The sequence below is a fragment of the Catellatospora aurea genome, assembly GCF_042663325.1.
Lineage (GTDB): Bacteria > Actinomycetota > Actinomycetes > Mycobacteriales > Micromonosporaceae > Catellatospora > Catellatospora aurea.
In genome coordinates this window covers 1-19,825 of record NZ_JBHTAC010000049.1, presented here as the reverse complement: position 1 = coordinate 19,825, position 19,825 = coordinate 1, and the positions used below count along the sequence as shown (strand labels likewise).

General features: G+C 70.4%; 19 protein-coding genes and 1 tRNA gene. 16 read left to right on the top strand and 4 right to left on the bottom strand.

The window, feature by feature from the left end; translation table 11 throughout:
* The first annotated feature begins 34 nt into the window (after positions 1-34).
* Positions 35-1,810: a methionine--tRNA ligase gene (gene metG, locus ACFQO7_RS31605; RefSeq protein ID WP_376809816.1), complete on the top strand. Its 1,776-nt coding sequence runs from the start codon at positions 35-37 to the stop codon at positions 1,808-1,810.
* Here metG and ACFQO7_RS31600 read toward each other — a convergent pair.
* Complete coding sequence (locus ACFQO7_RS31600) at positions 1,807-3,039, bottom strand: hypothetical protein (RefSeq protein ID WP_376809815.1); 1,233 nt, start codon at positions 3,037-3,039, stop codon at positions 1,807-1,809. The two genes, metG and ACFQO7_RS31600, sit on opposite strands and share 4 nt — an antisense overlap.
* A 133-nt stretch (positions 3,040-3,172) precedes the next feature.
* On the opposite strand from ACFQO7_RS31600, the gene ACFQO7_RS31595 reads away from it, so the two are divergent.
* From ACFQO7_RS31595 to ACFQO7_RS31570, 6 genes are all read left to right on the top strand, one after another.
* Positions 3,173-4,027, top strand: coding sequence for a TatD family hydrolase (locus ACFQO7_RS31595; RefSeq protein ID WP_376809814.1), 855 nt, complete (start codon positions 3,173-3,175; stop codon positions 4,025-4,027).
* 50 nt (positions 4,028-4,077) lie between these two features.
* Positions 4,078-4,935 carry a 16S rRNA (adenine(1518)-N(6)/adenine(1519)-N(6))-dimethyltransferase RsmA gene (gene rsmA, locus ACFQO7_RS31590; protein WP_360537018.1) on the top strand — a complete coding sequence of 286 codons (858 nt, stop codon included), beginning with the start codon at positions 4,078-4,080 and terminating at the stop codon, positions 4,933-4,935.
* 69 nt (positions 4,936-5,004) lie between these two features.
* Positions 5,005-5,961 carry a 4-(cytidine 5'-diphospho)-2-C-methyl-D-erythritol kinase gene (locus tag ACFQO7_RS31585; RefSeq protein ID WP_376809813.1) on the top strand — a complete coding sequence of 319 codons (957 nt, stop codon included), beginning with the start codon at positions 5,005-5,007 and terminating at the stop codon, positions 5,959-5,961.
* Positions 5,962-5,968: 7 nt separating this feature from the next.
* Complete coding sequence (locus tag ACFQO7_RS31580; protein WP_376809812.1) at positions 5,969-7,765, top strand: ABC-F family ATP-binding cassette domain-containing protein; 1,797 nt, start codon at positions 5,969-5,971, stop codon at positions 7,763-7,765.
* A gap of 85 nt (positions 7,766-7,850) precedes the next feature.
* The gene (locus tag ACFQO7_RS31575; RefSeq protein WP_376809811.1) at positions 7,851-8,312 is read left to right on the top strand and encodes a DUF4383 domain-containing protein; all 462 of its coding nucleotides are present in this window, start codon (positions 7,851-7,853) and stop codon (positions 8,310-8,312) included.
* 49 nt (positions 8,313-8,361) lie between these two features.
* Positions 8,362-8,856, top strand: coding sequence for a DUF4383 domain-containing protein (locus tag ACFQO7_RS31570; RefSeq protein WP_376809810.1), 495 nt, complete (start codon positions 8,362-8,364; stop codon positions 8,854-8,856).
* 7 nt (positions 8,857-8,863) lie between these two features.
* Here the strand turns inward: ACFQO7_RS31570 and ACFQO7_RS31565 are convergent, their stop codons facing one another.
* Positions 8,864-9,469: a TetR/AcrR family transcriptional regulator gene (locus ACFQO7_RS31565; RefSeq protein WP_360537056.1), complete on the bottom strand. Its 606-nt coding sequence runs from the start codon at positions 9,467-9,469 to the stop codon at positions 8,864-8,866.
* 128 nt (positions 9,470-9,597) lie between these two features.
* The gene (locus ACFQO7_RS31560; protein ID WP_360537028.1) at positions 9,598-10,587 is read right to left on the bottom strand and encodes an acyl-CoA desaturase; all 990 of its coding nucleotides are present in this window, start codon (positions 10,585-10,587) and stop codon (positions 9,598-9,600) included.
* Positions 10,588-10,722: 135 nt separating this feature from the next.
* On the opposite strand from ACFQO7_RS31560, the gene ACFQO7_RS31555 reads away from it, so the two are divergent.
* From ACFQO7_RS31555 to glmU, 3 genes are all read left to right on the top strand, one after another.
* On the top strand, positions 10,723-11,433 hold the full coding sequence (locus ACFQO7_RS31555; RefSeq protein ID WP_376809809.1) for a helix-turn-helix domain-containing protein: 711 nt from the start codon (positions 10,723-10,725) through the stop codon (positions 11,431-11,433).
* A gap of 13 nt (positions 11,434-11,446) precedes the next feature.
* Positions 11,447-11,518 (top strand) — tRNA-Gln (locus ACFQO7_RS31550).
* A gap of 31 nt (positions 11,519-11,549) precedes the next feature.
* Entirely contained in the window at positions 11,550-12,989 is a 1,440-nt protein-coding gene (gene glmU / locus ACFQO7_RS31545) for a bifunctional UDP-N-acetylglucosamine diphosphorylase/glucosamine-1-phosphate N-acetyltransferase GlmU (protein WP_376809808.1), read from the top strand.
* 68 nt (positions 12,990-13,057) lie between these two features.
* Here the strand turns inward: glmU and ACFQO7_RS31540 are convergent, their stop codons facing one another.
* Entirely contained in the window at positions 13,058-13,297 is a 240-nt protein-coding gene (locus ACFQO7_RS31540; protein ID WP_203698612.1) for a response regulator transcription factor, read from the bottom strand.
* A 227-nt stretch (positions 13,298-13,524) separates the two neighbouring features.
* Here ACFQO7_RS31540 and ACFQO7_RS31535 point away from each other — a divergent pair, with 227 nt between their 5' ends.
* The 6 genes from ACFQO7_RS31535 (at position 13,525) to cysD (ending at position 19,690) form a co-directional block, all read left to right on the top strand.
* Positions 13,525-14,505 (top strand): ribose-phosphate diphosphokinase, encoded by a 981-nt coding sequence (locus ACFQO7_RS31535; protein ID WP_360537034.1) that lies wholly within the window; start codon positions 13,525-13,527, stop codon positions 14,503-14,505.
* A gap of 342 nt (positions 14,506-14,847) precedes the next feature.
* Positions 14,848-15,486: a 50S ribosomal protein L25/general stress protein Ctc gene (locus ACFQO7_RS31530; RefSeq protein ID WP_376809807.1), complete on the top strand. Its 639-nt coding sequence runs from the start codon at positions 14,848-14,850 to the stop codon at positions 15,484-15,486.
* A 71-nt stretch (positions 15,487-15,557) separates the two neighbouring features.
* Entirely contained in the window at positions 15,558-16,154 is a 597-nt protein-coding gene (gene pth, locus ACFQO7_RS31525) for an aminoacyl-tRNA hydrolase (RefSeq protein WP_376809852.1), read from the top strand.
* A 125-nt stretch (positions 16,155-16,279) separates the two neighbouring features.
* On the top strand, positions 16,280-17,923 hold the full coding sequence (locus tag ACFQO7_RS31520) for a sugar transferase (protein WP_360537038.1): 1,644 nt from the start codon (positions 16,280-16,282) through the stop codon (positions 17,921-17,923).
* The gene (locus ACFQO7_RS31515) at positions 17,923-18,702 is read left to right on the top strand and encodes a 3'(2'),5'-bisphosphate nucleotidase CysQ (protein WP_361043403.1); all 780 of its coding nucleotides are present in this window, start codon (positions 17,923-17,925) and stop codon (positions 18,700-18,702) included. Before ACFQO7_RS31520 ends, ACFQO7_RS31515 begins: the two co-directional genes overlap by 1 nt.
* A 61-nt stretch (positions 18,703-18,763) precedes the next feature.
* The gene (gene cysD, locus ACFQO7_RS31510; protein ID WP_376809806.1) at positions 18,764-19,690 is read left to right on the top strand and encodes a sulfate adenylyltransferase subunit CysD; all 927 of its coding nucleotides are present in this window, start codon (positions 18,764-18,766) and stop codon (positions 19,688-19,690) included.
* Positions 19,691-19,825: the final 135 nt, after the last annotated feature.

The following is a 19,825-nucleotide window of genomic DNA, read 5'->3' as shown; positions in this document are numbered from 1 at the left end:
CGGCCAGCGGCGGCCTTCACTACGCTGGTTAGTCATGAGTCACGTTCTCGCCGCGGTCGCCTGGCCTTATGCCAACGGCCCGCGCCACATCGGTCATGTCTCCGGTTTCGGAGTGCCCTCCGACGTCTTCAGCCGGTACATGCGCATGGCGGGCCACGACGTGCTCATGGTGTCGGGCACCGACGAGCACGGCACGCCGATCCAGGTGCAGGCCGACGCCGAGGGCATCACGCCCCGCGAAGCGGTCGACAAGTACAACCGCATGATCGTCGAGGACCTGCACGGCCTGGGCCTGGCCTACGACCTGTTCACCCGGACCACCACCCGCAACCACTACGCCGTGGTGCAGGAGCTGTTCACCGCCCTGTTCGACAACGGGTACGTGATCGCGAAGACCACCCAGGCCGCGATCTCCCCGTCGACCGGCCGCGGCCTGCCCGACCGGTACATCGAGGGCACCTGCCCGATCTGCGGCTACACCAGCGCCCGCGGTGACCAGTGCGACAACTGCGGCAACCAGCTGGATCCGATCGACCTGATCAACCCCAAGTCGAAGATCAACGGCGAGACGCCGGAGTTCGTCGACTCGGAGCACTACTTCCTGGACCTGTCGGCGTTCGCCGACGCGCTGGGCGCGTGGCTGGACACCCGGGAGGGCTGGCGGCCCAACGTGCTGCGCTTCTCCAAGAACCTGGTGGCCGACCTGCGCCCCCGCGCGATCACCCGGGACCTGGAGTGGGGTGTGCCGATCCCGAAGGAGGGCTGGGACACCAAGCGCTTCTACGTCTGGTTCGACGCGGTCATCGGCTACCTGTCGGCCTCGATCGAGTGGGCCCGCCGTTCCGGCGACCCGGAGGCGTGGCGCAAGTGGTGGCAGGCCGAGGACGCCCGCTCGTACTACTTCATGGGCAAGGACAACATCGTCTTCCACTCGCTGATCTGGCCGGCGATCCTGCTCGGCTACGACGGCAAGGGCGACAAGGGCGGCAAGCCGGGCGAGCTCGGCGAGCTGGGCCTGCCCACCGAGGTCGTGTCCAGCGAGTACCTGACGATGGAGGGTCGCAAGTTCTCCTCCTCGCGCCGGGTCGTCATCTACGTGCGCGACTTCCTGGCCCGCTACGACGCCGACGCGCTGCGCTACTACATCGCGGTGGCCGGTCCGGAGACCACCGACACCGACTTCACCTGGGCGGAGTTCCTGCGCCGCAACAACGACGAGCTGGTCGCGGGCTGGGGCAACCTGGTCAACCGCACCATCTCGATGGCGGCGAAGAACTTCGGGGCGGTGCCGGTGGCCAGCGACCTGACCCCCGAGGACAGCGCGCTGCTGGAGACGGTGCGCGGCGGCTTCGCCACGGTCGGCAACCTGCTGGAGAACCACAAGCAGAAGGCCGCGATCAACGAGGCGATGCGCATCGTCGGCGAGGCCAACAAGTACCTGTCCGACCAGTCGCCGTGGAAGATCAAGGCGGAGGAGGACCGGCCGCGGCTGGCCACCATCCTGCACACCGCGCTGCAGGCGATCACCGACTGCAACACGCTGCTGACGCCGTTCCTGCCGCACGCCGCCCAGAAGATCCACACGCTGCTCGGCGGCGAGGGCGTGCACGCGCCGATGCCCGAGATCGTCGAGGTGTCCGATATCGACGGCGGCCCCGGCTACCCGGTGCTGACCGGCGACTACACCGTCGGAGCGAAGTGGGAGCCGCGCGAGCTGCGCGCCGGCACGCCGCTGAGCGCGCCGACGCCGGTGTTCAAGAAGCTGGACCCGTCCATCGTGGACGAGGAGCTGGCCCGGCTCGAAGGCTAGAGCGGGTACGGGATGTTGACGTCCTGGGCGTCGGTGACCTCGGTCGCCGGCGCCCAGGCCTCGTAGATGCCCCGTTCGTAGCACTGCGCGCCCAGCGCGGCCACGTTCTGCGGGTCGGGGCGGCACAGGCGCAGCCGCACCCAGGTGCTGTCGGCCGCGAGCACGGTGCAGGGCGCGCCGCGCCAGTGCGCGTAGCGGGTGCGCCGCTGCAGCGACTCGACCGGGTAGCGGGCCGCCCGGCTCATCGCCAGCACCCGGAACTCCTCCGGCGGGTCGGCGACGGCCTCGTACTCCTCGCCCCGGAACGTGCCGATCAGCCGGCTGAACACCGCCTCCGTACGGGGGATCGGCAGGTACTCCTGATCCGCGCTGATCTCGCGCAGCGGGTGCAGCAGCCGCCGCCACTGCGGCCCGACCAGGCGCAGCCAGCCCCGCTGCTCGGGCTGGAAGGTGTACAGCACGATCTCGGTGCCGTCCGGCACGTACGCGACCAGCGCCGCGTGCGCGGGCAGCGGCAGGTCGGCGAAGTCCGCCGTGACCCACTCGGGGATCAGCTCGCTGCTGCTCGGCGCGAACCCGGTGCCCAGCACGGCCGCGCCGACCCGGTCGTGCGGCGGCATGGCGACCAGCCCGGCCACCGCGTCCCCGATCGACGGCATGTAATCGCGCGGGTCGACGGCCCGCCAGCGCAGCACGTAGGCGATCTCGTCGGCCGCGTCCTGGGCCCCGGTGCCGCCCGCGCCCAGCACGGCGAGTTCGGCGGGGGTGCGCAGGTGGGCGATGTCCCACTCGCGGTAGCAGAAGCCGTGCGGCAACCGGCCGCGCAGCAGCGCGGTGACACCGGTGGGGTTCAGCGGCATGATCATCCGGGTGCCGCGGCGCACCGTCGCGCTCGCCCGCACGGTGCCGACCAGGTCGGCGGCCTGCCGGTCACGGGGTGGGCGCTGGCTGAGCCGGTGCACGTGCTCCCAGCTCACCGCGCGGGACAGCGGCGCGCACAGCGGCGACTCCGGGTGCGACGCGGCCAGCGCCTGCGCGCCCGCGGTGACCTCGGCGGCCGGCACGAACCGGTGGTACGCCCACCGGGCCGGGTTGTCCAGGCGCAGGAAGCCCGGCGCGGGCGTCTCACTGAACAGCTCGTACGCGGCGCCGCCGGCGATCGCGTCCGCGGCGTAGGCGCGGCCGTCCACGAGGACCGTGCCGCGCTCGGTGTCATTGACGGTCGTCACGAACTCCGACGCTAATCTCCGCGCGTGCCGCCCAGGTGAACACGGCCTGAACAGAAGGCCGCGCGCAGGGTGATCGACCTCGCAGCGGGACGGTCCGCTCACCGACGGCAGCACCGGGTGGGATCATGGCCGGGTGACGAACGATCGCACCGCGCGGGCCGCCGAACGCCGCTGGGAGTCCTTCCCGCCCGCCCCGGAGCCGCTGCCCCACCCGGTGCTGGACAGCCACACCCACCTCGACATCGTCGCCGAGGACGGCGGCGACCCGGCCACCCAGATCGACGCCGCCGCCAACGTCGGCGTGGACCGGCTGGTGCAGGTCGGTGTCGACGTGGCCTCGTCGCGCTGGGGCGCGGCCTGCGCCGCCGAGCACCCCGCCGTCGTCGCCACCGTGGCGCTACACCCGAACGAGGCTCCCCGACTGGCCGATCTGGACGCGGCGCTCGCCGAGATCGCGGTGCTCGCCGAGGACCCGCGGGTGCGCGGCATCGGCGAGACGGGCCTGGACTTCTTCCGTACCAAGGAAGAAGGGTTGCAGCCGCAGGAACGCAGCTTCCGCGCGCACATCGCGCTGGCCAAGCGCGTCGGCAAGCCACTGGTCATCCACGACCGGGACGCCCACGCCGACATCCTGCGCGTGCTCGACGACGAGGGCGCGCCCGAGACGGTGGTGATGCACTGCTTCTCCGGTGACGAGGCGTTCGCCGCCGAATGCGCGCGGCGCGGCTTCGTGCTGTCGTTCGCCGGCACGGTCACCTTCAAGAACGCCCCGCAGCTGCGAGCGGCCGCCGCGCTGACCCCACCCGGTCAGATCCTGGTCGAGACCGACGCGCCCTACCTGACGCCGATGCCGTTTCGGGGCAGGCCCAACGCCTCCTACCTGATCCCGCTGACCGTACGGGCCCTCGCCGAGGCCAAGGGCATGCCGCTGGCCGAGATGTGCGAGGCGATCTCGGACAACGGGAACCGGATCTTCGGCCCCTGGTGAGTGTCGCCGGGCACGTCCAACCCGCGCGGGCCGCCCGATAGCCTGATGGTGTGACCGTTGAACAGGCAAGACTGCTCGGCCCGGCGGAGATCCGGGAGCTGGCCGCGCGGCTCGGCGTCGCGCCGACCAAGAAGCTCGGGCAGAACTTCCTGCACGACCCCAACACCATCCGGCGCATCGTGGCCGCCGCCGAACTCGATCCGGCCGACGTCGCCGTCGAGGTCGGGCCCGGCCTGGGCTCGCTGACCCTGGGCCTGCTGAGCGCCGCCGCGCACGTGCACGCGGTCGAGATCGACCCGCCGCTGGCCGCCGCGCTCGGCGCGACCGCCGCCGAACGCGCCCCCGGGCTCGCCGACCGGCTCACCATCCACAATGGCGACGCCATGCGGGTCACCGCCGCCGAGTTCGACCCGTCGCCCACGGCGCTGGTGGCGAACCTGCCGTACAACGTCGCCGTGCCCGTGGTGCTGCACCTGCTCGCCGAGCTGCCGAGCATCCGGCACGGGCTGGTCATGGTGCAGAAGGAGGTGGCCGACCGGCTCACCGCCCAGCCCGGCAACAAGATCTACGGTATCCCGTCGGTGAAGCTCGCCTGGTACGCCTCGTCCCGGCAAGCCGGGAAGGTGCCGCCCGCGGTGTTCTGGCCGGTGCCCAACGTGGACTCGGGCCTGGTCTCGTTCACCCGCCGCGAACCGCCGCGCGACGACGTCAGCCGCGACGCGGTGTTCGCGGTCGTCGACGCGGCGTTCGCGCAGCGCCGCAAGACGTTGCGGGCCGCCCTGGCCGGCTGGGCCGGGGGCGCCCCCGCCGCGGAGGCGCTGCTGCGCCAGGCGGGCATCGACCCGTCCACCCGCGGCGAGCAGCTCGACGTGCACGCGTTCGCCGCCCTGGCCGCCGCGAAGGGCTGACCGGAGCTGCCGTGGGAGCGGGGTGCCGCCCCGCCGGGTGATCCGGGCGGGGCCAGTACGCTGGTCGGCGTGACAGAGGCATGGACGCTCGGCGACGACGACGATGACCTGGCGGGAGCCTCGTCAGGACCGGTCCGGGTGAGAGTGCCCGCGAAGATCAACCTGCACCTCGGGGTCGGGCCGCTGCGCTCCGACGGCTACCACGAGCTGCACACCGTCTACCACGCCATCTCGGTGTACGACGAGGTCACCGCGCGGTCTGGGGACACCCTCAGCCTCACCATGCAGGGCGAGGGCGTCGGCGAGCTGGAACTCGACGACAGCAACCTGGTCATCCGCGCCGCGCACGCGCTCGCCGCGGCCGCTAAGGTGCCCGCGCACGCCCGCCTGCACCTGCGCAAGACCATCCCGCTCGCGGGCGGCCTGGCCGGCGGCTCCGCCGACGCCGCCGCGACCCTGGTCGCGCTCGACGTGCTGTGGGGCACCGGCCTGGGCCGCGACGAGCTGGCCCGGATCGCTGCGACCCTCGGCTCCGACGTGCCGTTCCTGCTGTACGGCGGCACCGCGCTGGGCACCGGCCACGGCGAGGCGGTCAGCCCCGTGCTGGCCCGCGCCAACAAGTGGCACTGGGTGGTGGCGTTCGCCGACGGCGGCCTGTCCACCCCGCAGGTCTACGGCGAGCTGGACCGGATGCGCGCCGCCGGCACCGCGCCCGCCCCGCTGGGCAGTAGCGACGACCTGCTCAGCGCGCTGCGCCAGCGCGACCCGGCCGTGCTCGGCGCGGCGCTCGGCAACGACCTGCAGGCGGCCGCCCTGTCGCTGCGGCCCTCGCTGGCCGACACGCTCGACGTCGGCGACAAGGCGGGCGCGCTCGCCAGCCTCGTCTCCGGCAGCGGCCCGACCTGCGTCTTCCTGGCCCGTGACGAGGCCCACGGCGCGGACCTCGCGGCCGCGCTGCGCGAGTCCGGCCTGTGCCGCGGCGTGCAGCAGGCGTACGGAGCCGTGCACGGCGCCCGGATAGGCTGATCGGATCATGGCCAACATCATCAATCTCGACCGGGTGAGCAAGGGTTACGGCCCGACCGGCCCGCTGCTCACCGACGTCTCCCTAGGGTTGGACGACGCGGACCGGATCGGCGTGGTCGGCCTCAACGGCGCGGGCAAGTCGACCCTGCTGCGGATGCTGACCAAGGCCGAGGACCCCGACTCGGGGCGCGTCACGCACCGCCGCGACCTGCGCGTGTCCGCGCTGCCGCAGGCGCTCGACCTGGCCCCCGACCTGACCGTGCGCGACGTGGTGCTCGGCGACGCCTGGCTGCCCGCCGCGTTCCAGGCCGAGCACGAGTGGGCCGGCGACGCGGGCGTCCGCAACATCCTCGACGGCCTCGGCATGCCCGGCCTCGGGTTGGACCAGCCCGTCGGGCCGATGTCCGGCGGCGAGCGGCGGCGCATCGCGCTGGCGGCCCTGCTGGTGCGCCCGACCGACCTGCTGATCCTCGACGAGCCCACCAACCACCTCGACATCGCGGGCGTCAACTGGCTGGCCCGCTACCTCAACGAGAGCCTGCGTGGCGCGCTGGTCGTGGTCACCCACGACCGGTGGTTCCTCGACGCGGTCTGCAACCGCATCTGGGAGGTCGCCGACCAGCAGGTGCGGGCCTACGACGGCGGCTTCGCCGCGTGGATCCTGGCCCGCGCCGAGCGGGAGCGCGTCGCCGCGGTCACCGAGTCCCGCCGCCAGAACCTGCTCCGCAAGGAGATCGCCTGGCTGCGCCGCGGCCCGCCGGCCCGCACCTCCAAGCCGAAGTTCCGCATCGACGCCGCCAACGCGCTCATCGCCGACGTGCCCGAGGCCCGCGACCAGGTCACCCTGGCCAAACTGGCCACCGCCCGGCTGGGCCGCCAGGTGTACGACCTGGAGAACGTCACCCTGTACGCCGGGCCGAAGCTGATCCTCGACGACGTGACCTGGCACGTCGGCCCCGGCGACCGGATTGCGCTGCTCGGCGCGAACGGCGCGGGCAAGTCGACGCTGCTGCGGCTGCTGGCCAGGGTCACCGACGCGGCCGGTTTCCGGGCAGGTCAGACGGTGCGCCCCGCGTTCCTGTCCCAGGAGCTCGCGGAACTGCCCGGTGAGCTGCGGCTGCTGGAGGCCGTCGAGCAGGTCGCCCGGCGGGTCAAGCTCGGCGACCGGGAACTGTCCGCGTCGCAGCTGGCCGAGATCTTCGGCTTCACCGATCGCCGGGTGTGGACCCCGGTCGCCGACCTGTCCGGTGGCGAACGCCGTCGGCTGCAACTGCTGCGCCTGCTCGCCGGCGAGCCGAACGTGCTGATCCTCGACGAGCCCACCAACGACCTCGACACCGACACCCTGGCCTCGCTGGAGGACCTGCTCGACACCTGGCCCGGCACGATGATCGTGGCCAGCCACGACCGCTACCTGGTCGAGCGCGTCTGCGACAAGGTGTACGGCCTGCTCGGCGACGGGAAGATCCGGCACCTGCCCGGCGGCGTCGACGAGTACCTGCAGCGCGTCGACCACGAGGCGGCGCAGGCGGGCGGCACCGCACCGGTCAAGGAGCAGAAGGCGGAGCGCTCCGGCGGACCGAGCGCGGCCGAGGTGCGCGCGGCGAAGAAGGAGGTCTCCCGCGTCGAGCGGCAGATCGACAAACTCGACCAGCGCGTGGAGAAGCTGCACGCGCAGATGGCCGAGCACGCCACCGACTTCGCGAAGATCGCCGAACTGGACGCGAGCCTCAAGGCGCTGCAGGACGAGCGCGGCCTGCTCGAAGACGAGTGGCTCAATCTCGCGGAGCTCATCTCCGAGTAACGGCCCGCACTGGCGGGTAGCGGGTCAGGGGAGGCCTGATAGCCTCACGCATCCCCTGACCCCTCGAACCCGTCGGAGCTGCGACATGGCTTCCCACATGCCCGTCAACCACTCCCTGCGCCCGCTCTACCGTGCGCTGGCCCTGTTCGCCGGGCTGTTCGTGCTGGCGTTCGGCGTGCTCGGCTACCTCGACAGCCAGGGTGAGCCGCTGTTCCACCAGGGCGAGTCCAGCGCGCTGGGCCTGAAGACCAACCCCGCCTTCTCGTACGCGAGCATCGCCGCCGGTGTCGCGGTGCTGCTCGCCACGCTCGTCGGCCGCAACCTGGACCGCTTCGTCGACATGTGGGTCGGCGTCGGCTTCATGCTCGCGGGCACCGCGATGCTGGCGCTCATGCACACCGACTCGAACGTGCTCAACTTCGAGATGGCGACCTGCATCGTCTCGTACCTCATCGGATCGGTCCTGTTCACGGCCGGCATGTACGTCAAGGTCGGCCCCGCCGCCAAGGCCGCCGCCGAGGAGAAGCACCGCCTCGGTAAGGCCTGATTGCCGCGAATCGGTCCCGCCGGGACACTCCCGGCGGGACACTGGGGTCATGCATATCCCGGTCAATCACCGACTAAGGCCCCAGTGGCGCTTCCTGGCGGGACTGTCGGGTGCGTACCTGCTGACCTTCGGCATCGCCGGCGCGATCCGCACCGCCGGTGAACCGTTCTTCAGCCGCGAGGACACCGAAGCGCTCGGCCTGAAGACCAACCCCGCGTTCGCCTGGCTGTCCATCATCGTCGGCGCGATCGTGCTCGGCGGCGCGATCATCGGCCGCAACATCGACCACTTCATCAACATCTGGGGTGGCGCGGTCTTCCTGCTGGCCGGGCTCATCATGCTCACCGTCATGCAGACGCCGCTGAACAAGCTCAACTACGAGATATCCACCTGCGTGGTCTCGTTCATCATCGGCACGATCATGCTGATCGCCGGCCTCTACGGCAAAGTCGGCACTCCGGCCGAGTCCATCGCCGAAGAGGTGCTGCGCCACAGCACCCGTCCCGGCGACAAGTTCGCCGTCAAACCGCACGCCAACAAGTAGCTGTGAGCTACTTGTTGCCCTTGCGGGTCAGCAGGACCGGCTTGGCCTCCAGCTGCGCCAGGCCGTTCCAGCACAGGTTCACCAGGTGCGCGGCCACCGTCTCCTTGCGCGGCTTGCGCACCTCCAGCCACCAGCGGCCGGTCAGCGCCACCATGCCCACCAGGGCCTGCGAGTACAGCTCCGCGAGCTTCGGGTCGTAGCCACGCGCCTTGAACTCCGCGCCGAGGATGTGCTCGACCTGGTGCGCGACATCGTTGAGCACCGACGAGAAGTTGCCCGAAGAGGACATCACCGGCGACTCGCGCACCAGCACGCGGAAACCGTTGGTCTCCTCCTCGATGTAGTCCAGCAGCGCCAGCGCCGCCTGCTCCAGCAGCTCGCGCGGATGCCCCGCGGTCAGCGCCGAGGTGACCCGGGTCAGCAGGGAGGTGACCTCGCGGTCCACCACGACGGCGTACAGGCCCTCTTTCCCGCCGAAGTGCTCGTACACCACAGGTTTGGAGACCTTGGCGCGGGAGGCGATCTCCTCGATCGAGGTCGCGTCGAAACCGCGCTCGGCGAACAGCTGCCGACCGACGGCGATCAGCTGCTCGCGGCGCTGGGAGAAACTCATCCGCACCCGTGAGCCGGTCTTCGGGGCGGCAGCCTGCCGGGCCGGCCGGGCGTCACGGGAGTCGTCTGCCACGCCCCCATCCTGCCAGGAGGACGGGGGCGGTGTGGGAGTGCCGGTTGTGTCGACAGTCACCGGGCGAGCTTGAGCTCGGCGTCGCGGTCGATCATCTTCGCCTGGAGCCGGTCGGCCTTGGGCCACTTGACGTTCGTGGCCCAGCCGAACTTCTCGAAGAACCAGATCACCCGGGCCGAGATGTCGATCTGGCCGCGCATCACACCGTGCCGGGCACAGGTCGGGTCCGAGTGGTGCAGGTTGTGCCAGCTCTCGCCGAACGACATGATCGCCAGCGGCCAGAAGTTCGAGGCCTTGTCACCCTCGCGCATCTCGAACGGGCGCTCGCCGTACACGTGGCAGACCGAGTTGATGGCCCAGGTGACGTGGTGCAGCAGGCCGATGCGGATCAGGCCGGCCCAGAAGAACGCGGTCAGCGCGCCCTGCCACGACATGGTCACCAGGCCGCCGACGACGGCCGGCGCGAACGCGGTGGTCAGCGACAGCAGGCCGAACATCTTGTCGACCTTGGCGATGTCCTTGTCGGCCAGCAGGTCCGGCGCGAAACGCTTGCGGTTGGACAGCTCGCGGGCGAACAGCCAGCCCACGTGGGCGTGGAACATGCCCTTGGTCAGGCCCTTGAACGAGTTGCCGAAGCGCCACGGCGAGTGCGGGTCGTCCTCGAGGTCGGAGTACTGGTGGTGGCGGCGGTGGTCGGCGACCCACTGGGTCGGCGAGCCCTGCACGGCCATCGCGCCGGCGACCGCCAGCGTCACGCGCAGCCAGCGCGTCGCCTTGAACGAGCTGTGCGTCAGGTAGCGGTGGTAGCCGACGGTGATGCCGAGGCCGGTCACCACGTACATCACCGCGAAGATCACCACGTCGGTGACGTTCAGCCAGCCGCCCCAGGCGACCGGGACCACAGCGAACAGCGCCAGGAACGGCAGGACCACGAAGGCCCAGAGCCCGATCAAGGTGCCCTTGGACTGGGCTCCCTCGGTCAGCGGCTTCTGTCCGCGTGCAGTCGCCGCGGTGCCGGTGGGCGTGTCGATGGCTGTCGTGGTCATGGCACCTCGCTGGAGCTGGTGGAAGGCATGGTTTGTACTACCTACGACACCGTAACCTACGGGACCGTAGTTTGACAGATCCCCTCTCTGTGAATTTCCCGCACAAAGGTCGTACGCCCGTTCTAAAGTCACCGAGTGGCCAAGCCGGAACTTCGGGAACAGGCAGTGGTGCTGCGTAAGGCGGGATGCTCGGTGCCGGACATCGCGTCGAGGCTGGGCGTAGCCCGATCCACCGCGTTTCAGTGGGTACGTCACATCCCGCTCGACTCGGATGTCGCGGCAGCCGAGCGCCGCCGTGCGCACTCGCGTGCCATGACCGACGCGCGCTGGGGAGCGCACCGGGTGCAGACCGCGCAGCGCAGGCAGGATGCGCAGGACGTCGGGCAGGCAGTTGTCGAGGAGTTGGCGGAACGGGATCTCGCACTACTGGGCGCGGTGATCTTCTGGTGTGAGGGGACCAAAGAGAAGCCCTGGCGGGCCAACGACGGCCGCGTGACGATCACCAACACGGATCCCCGCTTGTTGCGGATCTTCATCCGATTTCTGGAGTCGGTGGGCGTCAGCCGCGGCGAACTCAGCTACCGCGTGAGCATCCACGAGACCGCCGATCCGGACGAGGCGGCGCGCTGGTGGGCTGCCGAACTCACCATACCGCTGGAGTGTTTCCGCCGAGCGACCATCAAGCGCCACCGTCCCACCAGCACACGACACAATCAGGGGGACGGATACCACGGCTGCCTCGTGGTGACCGCACGACGCAGGCGGGATCTCTACTGGCGGATCGAAGGGATCATCGACGAACTCGATCGTCGCACCGGTGCAGCGTTCGCGGGCGAACCACGATAAGCTTTGGCGCCGATGGGGCGTGGAGTAATGGCAGCTCACCAGACTTTGAATCTGGAAGGTCCTGGTTCGAATCCAGGCGCCCCAGCTAGCAAGTCAAGTAAGGAGATGGGCGGCTCGTGACTCGTACGGTGATCGTCCTCGCGGCTGGCGAGGGTAAGCGGATGAAGTCGGATCTGCCGAAGATGCTGCACCCGCTTCTCGGCCGCTCCCTGGTCGGCCACGTGCTGGCGGCCGCCGCGCCGCTCGCGGCGGAGCGCACCCTGGCCGTGGTCGGCAACCGTGCCGACCAGGTCACCGCACACCTCGCCGAGATCGCGCCGGACGTCGCGACCGCGCTGCAGGCCCAGCAGAACGGCACCGGACATGCGGTGCGCATCGCGATCGAGGCGCTCGGCGAGCTGGACGGCACCGTGGTCGTGCTCAACGGCGACGTGCCGCTGCTGCGCGCGCAGACGCTGCGGGACCTGGTCGAGGCGCACGAGTCGGCGGGCGCGGCGGCGACCGTGCTGGGCGCGTCCGTGCCGGACCCGACCGGTCTGGGCCGGCTGGTCCGCGACGCCGACGGCGGGCTGTCCCGCATCGTCGAGGAGCGCGACGCGACGCCGGAGCAGCGGGCGATCCGCGAGATCAACGCGGGCATCTACGCCTTCGACGCGGCCGCGCTGCGGACCGCGCTGGCGAAGCTGACCACCGACAACGACCAGGGCGAGGAGTACCTCACCGACGTCTTCGAGCTGTTCGTCACGGAGGGCTCGCCGGTGCGCGTGCACCTGGCCGGTGACGCGAGCGAGACGCTGGGCTGCAACGACCGGGCCGAGCTGGCCTCGCTGCGGGCGCTGCTGCGCGACCGGATCAACCTCGCCCTGATGCGGTCCGGGGTGACCATCATCGACCCGGCCACGACCTGGGTCGACGCCACGGTGACCGTGGAGCGCGACGCGCTGCTGGAGCCGAACGTCCAGCTGCGCGGGGCGACCAGTGTCGGCACGGGCGCGGTGGTGGGTCCGGACGTGACGCTGATCGACACCATCGTGGGCGAGCAGGCCCAGGTCGTACGCGCGCACGCGGTGCAGGCCGAGATCGGCCCGAACGTGTCCGTGGGCCCGTACGCGTACCTGCGTCCGGGGGCGCGGATCGGGCGCAAGGGCAAGGTCGGCACGTTCGTCGAGATCAAGAACGCGTCGCTGGGCGAGGGCACCAAGGTGCCGCACCTGACGTACGTGGGTGACGCGACGATCGGCGAGCAGACCAACATCGGCGCGGGCAACCTGTTCGCGAACTACAGCGGCAGCACCAAGAGCCACACCGTGATCGGCTCGCACGTGAAGACGAGCTGTGACACGACGTTCGTGGCACCGGTGCAGGTCGGCGACGGGGCGTACACGGCGGCCGGTTCGGTGATCGACAAGGACGTGCCGCCGGGGGCGCTGGCGGTGGCGCGGGCGCACCAGCGCAACATCGAGGGCTGGGTGCGCCGGTCGCGTCCGGGCAGCGCGGCGGCAGAGGCGGCCGAGCGGGCCGAGTCGGCGCGGCAGAACGCCCCCGAAGAGGGCTGACCCCCAACGAGTGCGAAAGGCGCGACCCCGCGGGGGTCGCGCCTTCTTCGTCTGCCGAGTGGGCCGGGTCAGCGGCGGCCGGGCTGCTCGTCCTCGTCCTCGAGCCAGCCGCGCTTGGCGGCCTCGGCCCCGAGGGAGAACTGGTTCTTCGCGCCGGTGGTCTGCTTGAGGCTGGCGATGTGGTCGTGCACGGCGCGCTCGCTGAGGAAGACCAGTTTGGTGATCGTCTGCACGGTGAAGCCCGCGGCGAGCAGCAGGAGGATCCGGCGCTGAACGAGCGTCGGTTCTCCGGACCGGTCCCTGGCCATCGAGCGCAGCCTTTCTTTACGGGCACTTGTGCTTAACGAAGGTAGCGCCCGCCGTCGGGGCCGGGCAAGGCACCCCGGTGTCACCTGCGTGAACTCCGGGGCAAGCGGTCTGTCCGTGATCTGTCGCACCCGGGAACGGGCTTGCTGGCCGGTTGGCGAACCGCCGGGAGAGGATGAACCGAAAAGGTGATACTGACCGCAGACCATCGTGAAGGGGCGGCAAGCCGATGGGCAGCATCGTCACTGAGAACCGCAAGAACCTGATGCTCTTCTCGGGCCGGGCCTACCCCGAGCTCGCGAAGGAGATCGGCGAGGTGCTGGGCGTGGGGGTGACCCCGACGACGGCGTACGACTTCGCCAGCGGTGAGACGTTTGTCCGTTACAAGGAGTCCGTCCGCGGTTCGGACGCCTTCATCGTGCAGTCCATGAGCGCCCCGGTGAACAACTGGATCATGGAAACGCTGCTCATGGTGGACGCGGCCAAGCGCGGCTCGGCCAAGCGCATCACCGTGGTGCTGCCGTTCTACCCGTACGCCCGCCAGGACAAGAAGCACCGCGGCCGCGAGCCGATCTCCGCCCGCCTCATCGCGGACCTGCTCAAGACGGCCGGCGCGAACCGCATCCTCACGGTCGACCTGCACACCGCGCAGATCCAGGGCTTCTTCGACGGACCGGTGGACCACCTGTTCGCGATGGACGTGTTGGCCGACTACGTGCAGGCCAACTACGGCCACCGCGAGCTGACCGTGGTGTCGCCGGACTCGGGCCGAGTGCGGGTCGGTGAGCGCTGGACCGACCGCCTCGGCGGCTGTCCGCTGGCGTTCATCCACAAGACCCGCGATCCGCTCAAGCCGAACCAGGTCGTGGCGAACCGGGTCATCGGCGAGGTCGCCGGGCGCACCTGCATCCTGGTCGACGACATGATCGACACTGCGGGCACCATCTGCAAGGCCGCCGACATCCTGTTCGACAACGGCGCCGCGGACGTCATCGTGACCACCACGCACGCCGTGCACTCCGACCCGGCCACCGAGCGCTTGAAGAACAGCCGGATCAGCGAGGTCATCGTGACCAACACGCTGCCGCTGGGCTCGGACAAGCAGTTCGACAAGCTGACCGTGCTGTCCATCGCGCCGCTGCTGGCCCGCGCGATCCGCGAGGTCTTCGACGACGGCTCCGTCACCACCCTGTTCGGCGGCCTCAGCTGACCGACGCGTCCGCGCCGTCGGGGCGGGGGCGCGCCGTAGCCCCGCCTTGCATCGACGTTGGCCTATTGCATCGAATCGGAGCGCCGATTTCTCGATGTGATAGGCCAACGTCGATGTAAAGCGCGGTAGGCCGCAGGTGCGCGGAGCTGGGGTGATTTGAGCCGCCCCGCCGGGGATCACCGAAAGTGATCGGGTACAGTAATCGGGTTGCCACGGCGAGGGTGCCCTGCGGGTCGAAAGCCTGTTGATGGCGCCGTGATCGACGCGGTGCTCCGGGTCATGTTACCCCGCGCGCCCTCGTTCGCTCGGCCTGACAGAGACCCGTTGAGCAGGAGAAGAATCGTGTCTGAAGTAAAGATCAGCGCCGAGCCGCGTACCGAGTTCGGCAAGGGCGGCGCGCGCCGCACCCGCCGTGCGGGCCTCGTGCCCGCCGTCATCTACGGTCACGGTGAGGCCCCGCGCCACATCGCCGTCCCGGCCCGTGAGTTCGCCGCCGCGATCCGCCACGGTGGCATCAACACCGTCTTCGAGCTGGTCGGCCCCGACGGCACCAAGACCCTGGCCCTGCCGAAGGCCATCCAGCGCGACCCGCTGAAGGACACCTTCGAGCACATCGACCTGATCATCGTCAAGCGCGGCGAGCAGGTCACCGTCGACGTTCCGGTGCACCTGGTCGGCGAGGCCGCCAAGGGCACGCTGGTCATGCACGAGCACGACAAGATCTCGATCATCGCCGAGGCGCTGCACCTGCCGGAGTTCGTCGAGGCCTCGATCGAGGGCCTGGAGGCCGGCTCGCACGTCACCGCCGGTGACATCAAGCTGCCGAAGGGCGCGCAGCTGGCCGTCGAGGCCGACACCATGGTCGCCGTGGTGACGCAGGCCCCGACCGCCGAGCAGCTCGAGGGCGAGACCGCCGAGGCTCCGGAGGCCGTCGAGGCCGAGGCCGCCGAGGCTGCCGAGACCGTGGCCGCCGAGGCCTGATCCACGTTCGCCCGTGGCGTCCTTCATGCTGTAGAAGCGTGCAGGACGCCACGAGTGTTTTCAGGGGAGTGTTGATGGAGCAGGCCGCACCGTGGCTGATCGTGGGCCTGGGCAACCCGGGGCCGCAGTATGCCGGCAACCGGCACAACGTCGGGTTCTTCATCGCGGACCTGCTGGCCGAGCGCACCGGCGTGAAGTTCGGCCGGCACCGCAAGGCCGTCGCCGACGTGGCCGAGGCACGGCTGGGCTACGGCGCGGACGCGCCGCGGCTGGTGCTGGTGAAACCGTTGACCTACATGAACCTGTCCGGCGGTCCCGCCGCGGCGCTGAGCCAGTTCTACAAGGTGCCGGTCGAGCAGATCATCGCGGTGCACGACGAGCTGGACATCCCGTACGGGCAGCTGCGGTTGAAGGTGGGCGGCGGCGAGGGCGGCCACAACGGGCTGCGTTCGATGAGCAAGTCGCTGGCCACCAAGGAGTACCTGCGGGTGCGGTTCGGGGTGGGCCGGCCGCCCGGCCGCCAGGACCCCGCAGACTTCGTGCTGTCCGACTTCTCCACCGTGGAGCGCAAGGAGCTGGACTTCCTGGTGGACCGGGCGGCGGACGCGGTCGAGGCGATCGTCAAGGGCGGCCTGGCCGCCGCGCAGCAGACCTATCACACAGCCTGATCCCGGACAGTTCTTCGCCGTCACATTTGCCCCTTTCTCGCGTTGTAACCGTCAGGCGCATCTGCCACAGACCAGTTTCCGCAGGTCACTCGCAGGTGCCGCCGGGTCGTGACGGGGGGGCATTCATGGAGCAGCGCCGAGACGACGATCGGCGCGGCCCGCGGCCCTACCCGCAGCGCCACCGGCACATCGACGCGTCCGGGGCGCTGTCCTACACCGCCACACCGACCCCGGCGGGTCCGGCGCCGTTCAGCCCCGCGCCGGTGGGACTCGTCGCGGTGCGCCCGCAGACGCCGCAGCACCGGCCCCCGGCCGGACGCCGGCCGCTGCACCGGGGCAGCACCCACATCGGCACGCCGGTGCGTGTGCTCGACCGTCGCAAGGGCTGGGAGCAGCGCTATCTGCGTACGCTGCTCGGCTCCGACCTGCTCGTCGGCGCGGCCGCGGGCGTGCTCGTCTACATGCTGCGCTTCGGCAGCGAGATCACGCCGTACACCAGCACATACGTCCTGCTGTCGCTGGCGCTGCCGTTCGCGCTCGTCGCGTCGCTGGCGCTGACCAGGGCCTACGACAAGCGTTACCTGTATGTCGGCACGCAGGAGTACGACCGGGTCATGCGCGGCGGGCTGTGGCTGATCGCGACCGCGGCCGTCGGCTCGTACGCCCTCGAACTGCCCACCGCCCGCTCGTACGTGCTCATCGCGCTGCCCGCCGCCACCGGCACGCTGGTGCTGACCCGGTTCCTGATCCGCAAGTCGCTGCACCGGCGGCGTGAGCGCGGCGACTGCCTGCGCCGGGTCGTCGTGGTCGGGCACGAGCTGGCCATCATCGGCCTGACCCGACAGCTGTGCCGCGAGCGTTTCCACGGCCTGGAGGTCGTCGGGGCGTGCGTGCCGCGCGGCAGCGACGGCCGCGTCGGCCTGCCCGTGTACGGCACGTTCGAGGACGTCGCGCCGGCCGTGCGTGCCGCGGGCGCGGACACCGTGATCGTGCTCAGCTGCCCCGAGCTCGACGGTCACGCGCTGCGCCGGATGGCCTGGCAGCTGGAGCGCGACGAGACCGATCTGATCGTGGCCAGTTCCCTGATCGACGTCGCCGGCGGGCGCACGACCATCCGCCCGGTCGACGGGCTGCCGATGTTGCACGTGGAACATCCGCGGCTGTCCGGCGGCAGCCGGGTGATGAAGGAGCTGATGGACCGGGTCGGCGCGGCGCTGCTGCTGGTGCTGTCCGCGCCGCTGCTCGTGGTGATCGCGATGGCACTGCGCATCGACTCGCCCGGACCGGCCCTGTTCAAGCAGGTACGGGTCGGCAGGGACGGCCGCGAGTTCGTCATCTACAAGTTCCGTACCATGTACACCGACGCCGAGGCGCGGCTTGCCGAGCTGAAGCATCTCAACGAGCACGACGGAGTGCTGTTCAAGATCCGGGACGATCCGCGGGTGACCGCGATGGGCCGCTGGATGCGCCGCTACTCGCTGGACGAGCTGCCGCAGTTGCTGAACGTGCTGCTGGGGCAGATGTCGCTGGTGGGGCCGCGGCCGCCGCTGCCCCGCGAGGTTGCCGAGTACGCCGCCGACGTGTGGCGCAGGCTGGCGGTGAAGCCCGGCATGACAGGACTCTGGCAGGTCTCCGGGCGATCCGACCTGCCGTGGGAGGAGGCGGTCCGTTTGGACCTCCGCTATGTCGAGAACTGGTCAATGTCCATGGACCTGCTCATCCTCCTGCGTACGCTGACCGCCGTTGCCCGTAGCTCTGGAGCGTACTGATGCCCCCGGTGGAAGACGGCGCCTTCGCCGTATGGCTGGCCCGACAGGCCGGCGACCTGCTGCTCGCCCTGCGCGACGAACTTGGTTTCGACGACCCGGCCGGCCTGCGCGCCGCCGGTGACAAGCGCTCGCACGACCTGCTCATGACCGAGCTGGGTCGCTGGCGGCCCGCCGACGCGGTGCTGAGCGAGGAGGGCGTCGACGACCCCGCCCGGCTCACCGCCAACCGGCTGTGGATCATCGACCCGCTGGACGGCACCCGCGAGTTCGGCGAGCAGGGCCGCGCCGACTGGGCCGTGCACGTGGCGCTGTGGCGGCGTACGGGCGAGAGCACCGGCGTGCTCGCCGCGGGGGCCGTCGGCCTGCCCGCGCAGCAACGGGTGCTCGGCAGCGAGCCGGCCGCGCCGTACCCGCCGCTGTCCCCGGAGGTCGCCGCGGGCGGCCCGATCCGCATCGCGACCAGCCGCACCCGGCCACCGTACTTCCTGGCCGCCGTCGCCGAGCAGGTCGGCGCCCAGCTGGTGCCGATGGGCTCGGCCGGCGCGAAGATCGCCGCCGTGGTCACCGGTGAGGTCGACGCCTACATCCACGGCGGAGGCCAGTACGAGTGGGACTCGGCGGCTCCGGTCGCCGTCGCCGCCGCGGCGGGACTGCACACCTCGCGCATCGACGGCTCGCCGCTGATCTACAACCAGTCGGACGCGAGCCTGCCCGATCTCCTCGTCTGCCGCCGCGATCTGGCCGCTGACCTGCTGTCGGCCGTGTCACAGCATTCTTGATCGGCAAGCGCGACCGCGTGTACGGTAGATTCCCGAGTAATTCACTAGGAAAGGTCTGGATATGATCCAGCCTGCGTCTGAGCAGCCGGCTGCGTACCGGGTCTCCCACCTCGACGCCCTCGAAGCAGAGAGCGTCTTCGTGATGCGGGAGGTGGTGGCGGAGTTCGAGCGTCCGGTGCTGCTGTTCTCGGGTGGCAAGGATTCGATCGTGATGCTGCGCCTGGCGCAGAAGGCGTTCGCCCCGGGCCGGATTCCTTTCCCGGTGATGCACGTCGACACCGGTCACAACTTCCCCGAGGTGCTCGAATACCGCGACCGCCGGGTGGACGAGCTCGGCCTGCAGCTGATCGTGGCGTCGGTGCCGGAGGCGATCGCGCGTGGTCTGGTGACCGAGCCGGCTGGCGGTTCGCGGAACCGTATTCAGACGCCGGTGCTCCTCGATGCGGTGGACAAGTATCGGTTCGATGCGTTGTTCGGTGGGGCTCGGCGGGATGAGGAGAAGGCTCGGGCGAAGGAGCGGGTGTTCTCGTTCCGGGACGAGTTCGGGCAGTGGGATCCGAAGAACCAGCGTCCGGAGCTGTGGTCGCTGTACAACGGCCGGCATCACCCGGGCGAGAGCATTCGGGTGTTCCCGTTGTCGAACTGGACCGAGTTGGACATCTGGCACTACATCGCGCGGGAGGAGATCCCGCTGCCGTCGATCTACTACGCGCACGAGCGTGAAGTGGTCAATCGGGACGGGATGTTGTTCGCGGTGAACGAGTTCATCGCGGCCAAGCCGGGCGAGAACGTGTTCAAGGCGCGGGTGCGTTACCGGACCGTGGGTGACGCCACCCTGACGGCTGCGGTGGCGTCGGAGGCCGACACGGTCGAGAAGGTGATCGCGGAGGTTGCGGCGACTCGGTTGACCGAGCGTGGTGCGACCCGTGGTGATGACAAGGTCAGCGAGGCGGCGATGGAAGACCGCAAGCGTGAGGGGTACTTCTGATGACCGCTGTTGCTGAGCCCGTGGCCGAGGCGCGCCCGGAGGGCCGGGTCGACCTGCTGCGTTTCGCGACGGCCGGGTCGGTCGACGACGGTAAGTCGACGTTGATCGGCCGGCTGCTGTACGACACCAAGTCGC

What these genes read in the sequence shown, in the direction of transcription:
- metG (WP_376809816.1), top strand. Translation starts at nt 35, where the DNA reads ATGAGTCACGTTCTCGCCGCGGTCGCCTGGCCTTATGCCAACGGCCCG.
- ACFQO7_RS31580 (WP_376809812.1), top strand. Translation starts at nt 5,969, where the DNA reads ATGGCCAACATCATCAATCTCGACCGGGTGAGCAAGGGTTACGGCCCG.
- ACFQO7_RS31575 (WP_376809811.1), top strand. Translation starts at nt 7,851, where the DNA reads ATGGCTTCCCACATGCCCGTCAACCACTCCCTGCGCCCGCTCTACCGT.
- ACFQO7_RS31570 (WP_376809810.1), top strand. Translation starts at nt 8,362, where the DNA reads ATGCATATCCCGGTCAATCACCGACTAAGGCCCCAGTGGCGCTTCCTG.
- ACFQO7_RS31565 (WP_360537056.1), bottom strand. Translation starts at nt 9,469, where the DNA reads ATGAGTTTCTCCCAGCGCCGCGAGCAGCTGATCGCCGTCGGTCGGCAG.
- ACFQO7_RS31560 (WP_360537028.1), bottom strand. Translation starts at nt 10,587, where the DNA reads ATGACCACGACAGCCATCGACACGCCCACCGGCACCGCGGCGACTGCA.
- ACFQO7_RS31540 (WP_203698612.1), bottom strand. Translation starts at nt 13,297, where the DNA reads ATGGCCAGGGACCGGTCCGGAGAACCGACGCTCGTTCAGCGCCGGATC.
- ACFQO7_RS31535 (WP_360537034.1), top strand. Translation starts at nt 13,525, where the DNA reads ATGGGCAGCATCGTCACTGAGAACCGCAAGAACCTGATGCTCTTCTCG.
- ACFQO7_RS31520 (WP_360537038.1), top strand. Translation starts at nt 16,280, where the DNA reads ATGGAGCAGCGCCGAGACGACGATCGGCGCGGCCCGCGGCCCTACCCG.
- ACFQO7_RS31515 (WP_361043403.1), top strand. Translation starts at nt 17,923, where the DNA reads ATGCCCCCGGTGGAAGACGGCGCCTTCGCCGTATGGCTGGCCCGACAG.
- cysD (WP_376809806.1), top strand. Translation starts at nt 18,764, where the DNA reads ATGATCCAGCCTGCGTCTGAGCAGCCGGCTGCGTACCGGGTCTCCCAC.